A 12,274-nucleotide genomic window follows, 5' to 3' on the forward strand; every position below is an offset into this window, starting at 1 on the left:
CTACGCCCCCTTCACCATGGTCGGTGGGTCGAGCTCGGTGTCGTGCTCGGTGTCGTGCTCGGTGTCGAGCTCGGAGAGGAACCCGGTGAGAACGGAGTTGAACACCTCCGGCCGGGTGAGCGCCGGGAAGTGGCCGGCCCCGTCGATCTCCGCGTACCGGGAGTCGGCAATCGCGCCGTGCAGCAGGTGTGCGGTCTTCTGCGGGATCACCGAGTCGTAGCGGCCCTGGACGATCAGCGTCGGCACCGCGATCAGGGGCAGCCGGGACAGCGTGTCCGGCTCGGTGGCGAACACGTCCAGGTAGCGCAGTCCGGTCTGCGGGTCCATGCTCTCGGAGCGCAGCAGCACTCCCTCCAACCGTCGGCGCCGCTGCTCGTCGGGAGCGCCCGCGCCGTCGGCGGCGACCCTGTCGAAGTCCTCCTTCAGCACCACGTCCAGGCGGTTGACCTCGCCGACCCGGTTGGCGCACTTGTAGGAGCTGCAGATCAGGGTCAGCGAAGCCACCTCGTCCGGGTGTTCCAGCGCGTAGATCTGCGCGGTCAGGCCGCCGAACGAGGCGCCCGCGAGGTGCACCGGCCCGGTCGCGCCGAGTTCGCGCAGCGCCGCCCGGTGCACCTCGGCGAGGCCGCGCAGGGTCAGGTCGGCGGAGGCGTTCGTACGGCCGACGCCCGGGGCATGCAACACCACCACCCGGTAGCGGTCGGACAGATCGGCGAACTGGTGGCGGAACACGCCCGCCCCGATGTTGAACGGGTGGATGAACAGCAGCGTCGGCCCGTTCCCCGCCGTGAACGCCTCCACCTCGCCGCCCTGCGGGACGCTGACGATGCGGTGTTCCACCGGCGCGCCGAAGTCGGTCAGCACGCCCAGGTTGTCGTCCTTCGCCCGGACGCCGTCACGCAGCGCATCCCTGATGTCCTCCGGCACCCCCGCCGCGGTGTGGTACGCCGCCTGCGCGGGGGGCGCGGCCGGGTCGACCGCGATCAGCTCGACCGGCGCGGGGCCGGAACGGTACAGCCGGGCCAGCCGCTTGCCGATCTCCCGGATGTCCGAGGTATCGGTGCCGACCGGGACCGCCAGCCGGATCAGCGGCGCCGCGTCCGCGCCGGTGGCCAGGTGCGGGCCGCCCCGGACGCCGGTGTGCTCGAAGATCCAGTCCAGGCAGGAGGGCACGGGGTGCTCGAAGTCCGCGAACTGCTTCATCGCGGCGGTGTCCAGCAGCACGCAGTGCCCGGCCGCCGGGCCGATCACGGGCAGGCCCGCCCGCGACAGCAGGTTCCACAGCATCTTCACCGCGGCCCGGCGCCGGCCCACCTGCTCGGCGACGCCGCCGGAGTCCGCCAGGGCCGCCGCGATCTGCCGCCGGCCCGCCAGGTTGACCTGGTGGCCACGGGTCGACACCTGCTCCCGCAGCTGCTCGACCAAGCCCGGGCGGGAGGTGGCGACCAGACCGCCGAAGTCGATGCCGAAGTCCTTCGACAGGCCCATCGTCACCGCGTCGGCGGTGGCCAGCAGATCGGCCGTCACCTTCCATATGCGCCGTCCCTGCTGGCCCTCCTCGTGCTCCACCACGAACGCCGCGTTCTCCAGTGCCCGGGTGGCGTCGAGCACCAGCGGGATCCCGGCCGCCAGCGCGATCCGGCGCACCTCGCGCAGGTTCGCCAGGGAGATCGGGTAGCCGCCCTGGGCGTTGTCGCTGAGTTCCAGGCAGATCATCGACACCCCGCCCGGCCGCTCCGTGAGGATCCGCTGCAGGGCCGTCAGGTCGACATCCCGGAAGGGGCCGGTCCTGGTGACGGGCCGGCAGTCGGACAGCGCGACCGGCTCGAAGCCGTTGTCGGCGAGGCTCATCAGCAGGGTCGGGAACAGCCCGTTGTGCACGACCGCCTGCCGGATCCCCGGCCACGAACGGCACAGCAACGCCTCCGCGGTCCGCCCCGACGGGGTCGGCACCACGTACTCGAAGTCCAGCCACGGCACCCGGGGCAGGCCCTCCGCCCCGAGCTCCACGCCCGCCGCCGCCTCGGTCAGCCGGGCCATCCGCCCGGTCACCGCCGGGGTGGCGAGCTCGGCCCACGAGTCGGTGATCAGGTCGAACCGCACCGCGGAGGTGGGCAGGGTGATCGGGTTGCGGCCGTACGCCGAGTCGCTGCCGACCGGCTGCGGAGCAGCGGCGCCGACGGGCTCCGGGCACTCCGGAGCGGGAGCCGGGGCCGGCTCGGGCTCGGCGGGCCGGACCGGGGCCCTGGAGTCGGAGTGGGAGTTGGACGTGGCCGGCACGTCGTCGAGGGCCTCCGGCGCGGTGGTGTCCAGGTCCGGGTTGGCGATCATCAGGATCACGTCGGCGACCGCGCTGCGCCGCTCGTCGTCCGGCTGGCACAGGTAGATCGTCGAGTTGGTCGGGCGGAACTTGTTCTTGAACTGGAAGTTGCCCTCGTCGAAGATGCCGACCGACCGCAGCTCGGACAGGCCGTTCTCCACCTCGGGCGAGGAGTTCGGGGACTCGCCCGCCCTGACGCCGAAGCTCGCGCCGAAGCTGAAGATCTCGACGCCCTCGGCCGCCAGCTTCTCGATGATCCGGACGATCGCGAACTCCAGGCCGCCGAGCGGCGCCTCCTTCGGGTAGAACTCCAGGTCGAGCAGCCAGCCGGACTCCGACGGAATCTTCGTCACGATGATCGCGCTGGCCAGCTCCCCGTCCACCCGGGTGAGGAACATCCGGTGACGCGGGGCGAGTTGGCCACGACCGATCTCCTCGCTGACCACCGCCACGTACGGGTTGACCATCTGCTTGGTCTCGCCCCAGCGGCTCATCATCGCCACGATCTCCTGGTCGACCGCGGGGTCGCTGCCCACCTGGTACTCCTCGGTGGTGCACTCCCCCGCCGCGGCGAACCGGTTCACCATGTAGCGCAGACGGCGCATCCGGCTGCCCTCCATGGTGAAGGCGCTCAGATCGTCCAGCCGCTGCACCGCGCCGAACGGCGTGGCGCTGAACGGCTGGCCGGCCACCGACTCGATGTGCTCCACCGAGAGGAAGTTGGGCTGCAGGCCGTGCCGGTCCGCGTAGGCGACGTACTGCTCGATCAGCTTCGGGAAGTACTCGCGCGAGCCGACATAGCTCCACGCGAACAGCACTCCGCCCTTCCGTGAGAAGTTGAAGTATCCCTCCCGCTCGGCGCCCAGGAACATCAGCGGCGCGATGTCGCGCCCCGCCAGGCCGCCCTCCTTCGCCCACCGCGTGTCGACCTCCGCGACCACCGCCGCCAGCTCCGCCCGCTGTGGCAACCGCCGCTTGCGCAGCACCGTCCAGCCGCCGGCCGGCTGCCCCGCCCGCACCGCGGTCGCCGTCGGGGCGGCGGGCTGCTCCGGACCGGCCGCCGTCGACGACAGGGCCTCGCGCAGGCCACCGGCCGTCGCCGGGCCGTACTCGGCGAGCAGGTGCTCGGCCAGGGCGGGCACCGTGGGGTGGTCGAACATCAGGGTCTTGCGCTGGGCACCGAAGCGCTTTTCCAGCGCGCTGACGGTGCGCAGCATGTCGAAGGACGTCAGGCCGTCGTCGGCGAAGGCGACACCCGGGGTCAGGGTGCGTCCCGAGATCATCGAGATCAGGTCGGCAAGCAGCTCCTGCGGGTCGATCGCCGACTCTACGGGCGGCGCGACGACGGGAACGGGGACGGGCTCCGACGCCGGTGCCGGTGCTGGTGGCGGTGCCGGCACCGTTTGCCGTCCGGGTGCCGGCTGATCCTCCATGGCGGCCACCACCGCCGCGGTCAACTGCCGGACGCTGTCGTAGTCGTAGAGCTCGGACGCCTTGAGGTCCAGGCCATAGCGGTCGTTGAGGACACGGACCAGTTCCATCCGGAAGATCGAGTCGAGGCCGAGCTCGACGAACGAACTGGTCATCAGGATCGTCGCCGGGTCCAGGCCGAGGATCTCGGCCAGCCGTGAGTGGATCAGGCCGGCGACCTCCTCCCGGTCCGCCGCCGGTACCTGGACGACGACTGGGGCGGGGGCCGCAACCGGGACCGGAGCCGGGACGGAGTCAGGAACCGGGACGGAGGCGACGGCAGGGGTCGGGGTCGGGTCGGGGGCGACCACCGCTGTATCCGACGACGGGGTCGTAGTCGTGGTTGCGGTCAGCTTGATCAGGCCGTCCGCGGTGCGGGCCGGGGCGGTGCCGGGCGTCGGGAGGGGCAGGGCGGTGCGGGCCGGGGACTCGACGGTGGCCGGGGCCTCCGGGGCAGGGGTGGCGGTGCGGGAGGTGAACCAGTGGCGCACGGGGTTGAGGGGGAAGCCGGGGAGCGGGAGGCGTCGCGGGCGGGTGGAGGGCCAGTGGGAAGCCCAGGCGGTCCGGCCGCTGTCGAGCCACTCGCGGGCGGCGGGGTCGGTGGGACCGTCGATCCGCTCGCCCTGTGCGACTGCGACGAGTCGGGCCAGCAGCGAGTCGCGGTCGGCGGCCGTGAGGACCACGCGTTCGGCGTGGGCGTCGCGTCCTGTCTGCAGGGTCCAGGCGACGCGGGCGGGCTCGGCGTCGGGGTCGGCCTCCAGGTGCCGAGCCAGTGCCGCCGCGTAGTCGCGCAGGGCGGCGGCGGTCGGCGCGGAGAGCGGGAAGAGCTGTGCGGCGGCCGGGAGTCCGGTGAGAGCCGGGGTCTCGTCGCGGTACTCCTCCAGCACCGCATGGGCGTTGGAGCCGCCGAAGCCGAAGGAGCTGACGCCCGCCCGGCGGACGGTCCGGCCGGTGCCGTCGTCGACACCGGCCCAGTGCACGGTGCGGTCGTTGATGTGGAAAGGAGTGCCGTCCAGGCGCAGGTACGGATTGATCTCGGTCAGGTGCAGGGTGGCCGGCAGTTGACGGTGCTTCATGCAGAGCAGGATCTTCAGCACCCCGGCGATGCCGGACCCGGCTTCCAGGTGGCCGATGTTGGTCTTCACCGCGCCGAGCGCGATGTGCGGGCGGCCGGCCGGCGGCAGGCCGGCTTCGGCGGACAGCTGGGCGAAGGCGCGCTTCAGGCCGTCGGTCTCCACCGGGTCGCCGAGCGAGGTGCCGGTGCCGTGCGCCTCGATGTAGCTGACGGTGTCCGGCGACAGCGCGGCCCGGTGGTATGCCTGGACCAGAACCTGGGCCTGTGCTTCGGGATTGGGGGCGGTGAGCGAGGTGGAGCGGCCGCCGTGATTGACGGCGGTGGCCCGGATCACGCCGTGGATGTGGTCGCCGTCGGCCTGTGCCCGGTCGAGCCGCTTGAGCACCACCGCGCCCGCGCCCTCGCCTCGCACGTAGCCGTCGGCGGCGGCGTCGAAGGTCTTGCACCGGCCGTCGGGGCTGAGCATCCCGGACTTGGTGAAGGCGGTGAACAGTCCCGGGCTGAGGGCCGCGTTGACGCCGCCGGCGATCGCGAGGTCGCAGTCGCCGTCCAGGATCGCCCGGGCCGCCCGGTGGATCGCCACCAGCGCGCTCGAGCACGCGGTGTCCACGGCCTCGCTGGGGCCCCGCAGGTCGAGCAGCCGGGAGACGCGGTTGGCGAGCACCGCGTGCGACAGGCCGGTGGCGGTGTGCGCCTGGACCGGGACGCCGTTGCTGCGCATCAGGTCGTCGTAGTCGGTGGTGGAAACCCCCGCGAACAGGCCGGTGGTGCTGCCCGCGAGTTCGGACGACCGGTAACCCGCGTTCTCCACGGCCCGCCACACGACCTCGAGGAACAGCCGCTGCTGCGGGTCCATCAGGCTCGCCTCGGTGGCGGAGATCCCGAAGAAGGCGGCGTCGAAGTCGGCGATGTTCTCGAGGAACCCGCCGCGCAGTTCCCGGGTCTCCGGGTGCCGGCGGAGGTCGGTGCGGTCGGCGGGGACGGGGCCGACGAGGTGGTCCCCGGCGGCAAGGTGCCGCCAGAACTCGTCGAGGTCGGCCGAGCCGGGCAGCCGGCCGGCCATGCCGACGACCGCGATGGGCGCCGGGCCGTACAACTGCCGCGGATCCGGGTCCGGGTCGACGACGGCGGCGGGTGCGGCCGGCCGGGGCGTCGCCACCGCCGCGGGCGCGACCGGCTCCGGCGACGGCTCGGCGGCGGGGGCGCCACTCCGACCGGCCGTCCGGGATATCTCGTCCGCGTGGTGGATCACCAGGTAGCGGGCGAAGTCGTCGAGGGTCGGGCACTCGAACAGGACGGTGGGCAGGAGGTCGAGACCGTAGGTCTCGTTGACGTCGACCGAGAGCTGGGTGAGCGTGATCGAGTCGAAGCCGGAGTCCAGGAGCTCCGCGTCCATGTCGACCTCGTGCTCGTCCACCAGCAGGAACCCCGCCGCGATCCGGCGCAGTTCGGCCCGCACCGCGAGACTCGGGTCGACCGCTGCCTGAACGGGCGCCGGGGCCGGGGTGGACACCTGCACGGGTGCGGGGGCGGCCTCGGGCGCCGCGGAGGCCGCGCCCTCGACGGCGACCAGCACCGGCTCCTCGCCGGCCAGGGCCTGGCAGAACACCCGCAGGCCGGTCTCGGTGGTCATCGGGAGCATGTCCCAGCGCCGTGCGTACAGCCGGAGGGTGGCCTCGTCGACCCGCATACCGCCGTCCCTCCACAGCGGCCAGGCGATGGCGACGGTGCGTCCGTTGCGCAGGCCTTGCGCGCGCAGGCGTTCCCGGGTCTCGGCGAAGCCGTTCAGGTAGGCGTTTGCGTAGGCGTAGTCGACCTGGCCGAGATTGCCGACCTCACCGGCCAGCGAGGAGAAGACGGCGAAGAAGTCGAGCGGCCGCTCGCCGATCGCGTCGTCGAGGTGGGCGACGGCCAGCTTCGGGGCGAGCACCGCCTCGACCTCGGCGCGCTCCTTGCCAACGGCGCGGCCGTCGTGCACGACCCCTGCGGCGTGGATGACACCGTGCAGTGCGCCGTAGAGGTCGATGGTCTCCTCGACCACCAGGCGGATCTGTTCGGAGTCGGTGACGTCGGCGCGCTCCCACTGCACGGTGACGCCGTTGCCGGCGAGTCTGTCGAGGCGGTCGCGGGCGTCGCGGCCGGGTCCGCCGCGGTTGACCAGGACCAGGTTGAGCGGGCGGCCGTGGACGGCCATGAACTCGGCGACCCGGACGCCGAGGGCTCCGGTGCCGCCGGTGATCAGGTACGTGCCGCCGGGGCGGAGGACGAGGTCGGCGGGCTCGCCGCCGGTGGCCGGGGTGAACTCGGCGAGTCGGCGCAGCAGCCGTGCCCCGTCCCGGTAGCCGGACTGGGCCACCGGGTCGTCCGCGACGGGCGCGGTGAGTTCGGCGAGGATCCGCCCGGCGGCGTCCCCCTCCGGGCCGACCGCGAGACAGCTGCCGGTGAAGCGGCTGTGCTCCATGGCGAGGCTGCGCAGTGCGGCGGCGACGGCGGTGTGCCCGGGCTGGGCGTCGAGCGGCGCTCCGCGGTGCGCGTAGACGGCGCGCAGCGGGGTGCCCGCGCGAGCGGTGGCCAGCAGGGCGGTGCAGGACCACAGCAGCGGGAGGAATCCGGTGTCCGGATCGGCCCCGTCGGCGCCGGCGGCGACGACCACCGCGTTCGGCAGCGCGCCGGTCTCGGCGAGCCGGGCGGCGAGCCGCCGCAGGTCCTCGCGGTCCCCGGTGGCCACGGTGTACCGGTGCTCCCCGGTGGCGGCGAAGCCGGCGCCGGGGAGCACCAGGACGGACCGGGTGCCGCGCCCGTCGAGTCGGCGGGCGAGTTCGGCGCCGAGTTCCTCGTCCACCGCGACGATCAGCACCGTCGACGGGAGCGGGGGGGTGGTGGAATCGAGTGGGGCGGGTTCCCAGACCGGGCGCAGGTAGCGACAGGCGGTGGCGGGCCCGGCCGGTGCGGCGGGCGCCGTGGTGGCGGGAAGCGGCTCGGCGGCGTGGTCGGGCAGCCAGTGGCGGCTGCGCTCGAACGGGTAGGGCGGCAGCTGGACCCGGCGGGGGTGCGGTGCGGGCCAGCAGACGTGCCAGTCGACGGGCACTCCGGCCGTCCAGAGCCGGGCCAGCTTGGGGAGTTGGCGCTTGGCCAGGATGGTGGCGACCAGCGCGGCCCCGTCCTCGTCGTCGAGCAGCGACCAGCCGCCGGAGTCCCCGCCGACGCTGCCCACGACCACCCCGGCGCTCCCCGTGCCGCCGACGAAGTCGCTCAGTTTGTGCGCGAGTTCGGAGGTCTCGGTGGCCAGTACCGCGAGTCGCTCGGCCATCTCGCGCCTCCCGATCTGGCTGGTGTGGGCCAGTGCGGCGAGCGGGAGCTCGGCGCCCTCGGGGGTGGAGAGCAGTTCGGCGACCCGCTCGGCGTAGCGGACCAGCTGGCCCCGGGTGCGCGCGCTGAGCAGGAAAAGCTGCTCGCCGCCGGGCAGTCGGGGCGTCGCGGGGGCGGTGCGGGGCCGGTACTCCTCCAGCACCACGTGGGCGTTCGCACCGCCCGCGCCGAAGGCGCTGACGCCGGCCCGGCGCGGGGAACCGTCGGCGGGGGCGGGCCAGGCGACGGTCTCGCGCGGCAGGTAGAACGGCGAACCGGCGAAGGGGATCTTCGGGTTGACGTTCTCCAGGTTGACGCACCGGGTGATCCGACCGTGCTGGAGCTGGAGCAGCGCCCGGGTGAGTCCGGCGATGCCGGCCGCGCCCTCCAGGTGGCCGATGGACGCCTTGACGGAGGAGACGGCGCAGCGGAACTCCTCAGGAGAGGCCCCCAGTTCCTCGAAGGCCCTGATGAGGGCGGCGATCTCGATCGGGTCGCCGAGGACGGTGCCGGTGCCGTGCGCCTCCAGGCTGCCGATGGTGCGCGGGTCGACGCCGGACCGGCGCACCGCCTCGGCGATCAGCGCAGCCTGCGCCTGCGGATTGGGGACCGTGTAGCCGCCGGTCTTGCCGCCGGCGTTGACGGTGCTGCCCTTGATCACCACGAGGATCTCGTCGCCGTCGCGCTCGGCGTCGGCGAGCGGCTTGAGCAGCACCGCGCCGACGCCCTCTCCCGGTACGAAGCCGTCGGCGCGCTCGTCGAAGACCTTGCAGGCGCCGTCCCCGGCGAGCATGTTGAGCGCGGACAGCGACACGTGGTGCGCGGGGTGCAGGATCAGGTTGACGCCGCCCGCGACGGCCATCCGGCACTCGCCACGACGCAGGCTCTCGACGGCGAGGTGGACCGCCGTCAGCGAGGAGGAGCAGGCTGAGTCGACGGCGAAGCTGGGGCCCTGGAAGTCAAAGTGGTAGGAGACCCGGTTGGCGACCGACCAGTACGCGGAGTGCGCACCGGAGAGCCTGCCGTGCGCCCAGCCGGTGGCGGCGAGCCGCCCGTATGAGCCGTACATGACGCCGGCGAACACCCCGGTCATCGTCTCGTGGGTGGAGCTGCCGAGGTAGCCGGCCCGGTCGAGCAGGTCCCAGCAGGTCTCCAGGAACAGGCGTTCCTGCGGGTCGATGTCGGCGGCGTCGCGCGGCAGGATGTTGAAGAAGGCGGGGTCGAACTTGTCGATGTCGTCGAGGAATCCGCCCCACCGGCTGTAGCTGCGGCCGCGCTTGGCGTCGAAGGTGAGCCGCCAGTCCCAGCGGTCGGCGGGGACCTCGGTGACGGCGTCGCGACCGTCCTCCAGGTTGCGCCAGAAGGTCTCCACATCCGGAGCGCCCGGGTAGCGTCCGCTGACGGCGATCACCGCGATATCGGCGGCCTCGTCATGCGCTGCCGGGTGGTGCCGGGCCGGCTCCGCGGCAGGCACGGGCGGCGTCGTCCGCACGACCGGGGCAGCCGGGGCGGGCGGACCCGGCGGCGCGGCCTCGACGGGCTGCGCAGCGGACCCGAGCAGCGCGGTCAGCTGCTCGGCGCGGTCGGTGCGCAGGTGGTTGGCGAGCTGATCGATGGTGAGTTGCTCGAACAGCAGGGTGGCGGGCAGCGCACCGAGGTCCTGCTCCATCCGGTACACGATGTTCTGGCCGATCAGCGAATCGATCCCGTACGTCTCGAAGGTCGCGTGGTCGTCGAGTTCGGCGGCACGGAACTTCAGCACCTCGGCGAAGACCTGCCGCACGTACCCGCGGACCTGGTCCGCGGTCAGCGCCGGTGTCTGCTCGGCTGTCACGTCCAACTCCCGTTCGCTCGTCACCAGGCACTGCTCGAGTTCGTCCTCGGGGGTGCCGGGGATGCCGCGCACCCCCGTCACCCGGAATCCCGCATCGGCTAGGGCGGCCCGCCACTGGGCGGGGCCCAGCAGCGCCGAGTCCGGGAGGCGGCGCTGCGGGTCCTCGAATCGCCACCAGCCTTCGGTGAGGCCGAAGGTGAGGGTGACGAACTCGGAGGAGCTGGTCACCTCGTTCGCGGCGAGCAGGCCGCCGGGCCGCAGCAGGGTTCGGACGTTGCCCAGGGTGCGGCCGATGTCCCGGGTGGCGTGCAGCACGTTGGTGGCCAGCACGATGTCGGCGCAGCCCGGGTCGAACCCCTGGGCGGTGGGGTCGCGCTCGATGTCCAGCAGCTGGTAACGCATGCCGGGTGCACCGTGGTTGGCCTCGCCGTGCCGCAGGAAGGCCGGCGAGATGTCGGTGTAGCGGTATGCGGTCGGCAGCCCGGCCGCCGCGCAGGCGGCCAGTACGTGGCGGGTGGCGGAGCCGGTGCCGGCACCGATCTCGACGATCCGCAGCGGCCGCTCGCCGCCGGTGAGGCGCTGCGCGGAGCCGACCACCTCGGCGGCCATCAGCCGGTGGAAGTGCTCGGCACCCGGCCCGTCGGCGTAGACGGGTTCGACCAGGGCGGGCGAGCCCTTCGGGAACAGGACCTCGGTGGCGGCCATCCGGCCGGACAGGATGCCGGGGATGCCGGCCACGCAGGTCTGGAGCAGCGTCAGGTGGGGTGCCATCGCGGGGTGGGCGGCGGTGAACTCGGCGACCGGTAGCCGCTCCGGGTCGAGCAGGGCGCGCCGGAAGGTCAGCGTGCCGTCGCCGTCCAGTGTGGCCGCGCCGGCCCGTTCCAGCACCCGCAGCACCGCGCGCAGCACGGAGCGGTCGCGGCCGTCGGCTCCGATCCGGTGGGTGAACTCGTCCAGCGTCGACGGCTCCTCCAACGGGGGCAGTTCCGGCAGTGCGGCGAACTCGGCGCGGAGCAGGTCGGCGGCCACCACGTCGAGTGCGGCGAAGCCGGCCCGGGCCCGGGCCAGCGGGTCGTCGGCCTCGGCGCGGACGCCGAGCCGGGCCAGTCCACGGGCGTCGGCCTTGACCACCACGGCCTGCGGCAGGCCGGCGGCGAGCACCCGGTCGAGCGCGGCGAGCCCCTCGGCGGGTTCGACCGAGCCGACGCCGAAGGCGGCCAGCCGCTCGCCGTAGCGCTCGTCGGCGACCACCCCGACACTTCCCCAGAAGCCCCAGTTGAGCACCTGCACGGGGTACGGGACCCGGGAGTCCAGCCACTGCGCGTAGGCGTCCTGGAAGGTGCTGGCCGCGGCGTAGGCGGCCTGGCCCGCCGAATCGGTGAAGGAGACCGCGGAGGAGAACACCGCCAGCAGGTCGAGCGAGTCCTCGCGCAACGCGTCGGCGAACGCGGCGGTACCTGCCACCTTGGGCGCGAGCACCTCGCGGAAGGTCTGCGGGTCGGCGTGCAGCAGCGTCCGGTCCCGCAGGTCGAGGGCGGTGTGCACGGCCCCGTGCAGAGTGCCGAAGCGGGCCCGGGCGGCGGCCACCGCACGGCCGAGCTGCGCCGGGTCGGCGGCGTCGGCCTGCAAGTAGACGCCCTCGCCGCCGAGTTCGGCGATCTCCGCGAGCGCCGCGTCGATCGCCGGGTCCTGGGCGCGGCGGCCGATCAGCGCCAGCCGGGCCCGGTGGGTCCGGGCGAGGTGGCGGCCGAGGGTGCGGCCGAGGCCGCCCGCTCCGCCGAGGATCACGTACGCGCCGCCCTCGCGCCAGGGCGGTTCGCCGCCGGTGGGCCGGGCGGCCCGCAGGGTGCGCCGCAGGCGCTGCCCGTCGCGCAGGGCGATCAGCCGGTCGGCGGCGGGTTCACGTGCGAGGAGCGCGGCCAGGTGCTCGGGGGCGGCACGGGTGGTCCCGGCGTCCACGCAGCCGACCGTCCAGCTCGGGTACTCGGCGGCGGCGGTGGCGCACAGGCCGAGCAGCCCGGCCGCGTGCGGCCGGAGCGGCTCGCCGCCGGTCACCGCTACCGCGCCGAACAGGACGGCGCGGACGGCGAGTCCGGTGTGAGCCGCGCCGAGGGCCAGCAGCCGCTGGACCAGCCGGAGCATCGCCGGCACGCTCCGGTCCTGCTCGGGCCGGTGGGCGGGCGCCGGGTCGGTGAGGAAGTAGACGAGGTCGGGGACCTCGGTCACC

Annotated in this window: 1 protein-coding gene (running past one end of the window); it reads right to left on the reverse strand. The window is 73.8% G+C overall.

Annotated features, from left to right (window positions below):
• On the reverse strand, positions 1 to 12,274 hold the 3' portion of the coding sequence (locus MXD57_RS00160) for an SDR family NAD(P)-dependent oxidoreductase (protein WP_284504883.1). The gene runs 8,960 nt beyond the window's last position; 12,274 of the gene's 21,234 nt are visible here — the last part of the coding sequence; the start codon falls outside the window, past its right edge — the gene reads right to left on this strand; the stop codon is at positions 1 to 3.

Origin of the sequence: Streptomyces cellostaticus (assembly GCF_023630175.1) — a bacterium.
Lineage (GTDB): Bacteria > Actinomycetota > Actinomycetes > Streptomycetales > Streptomycetaceae > Streptomyces > Streptomyces cellostaticus_A.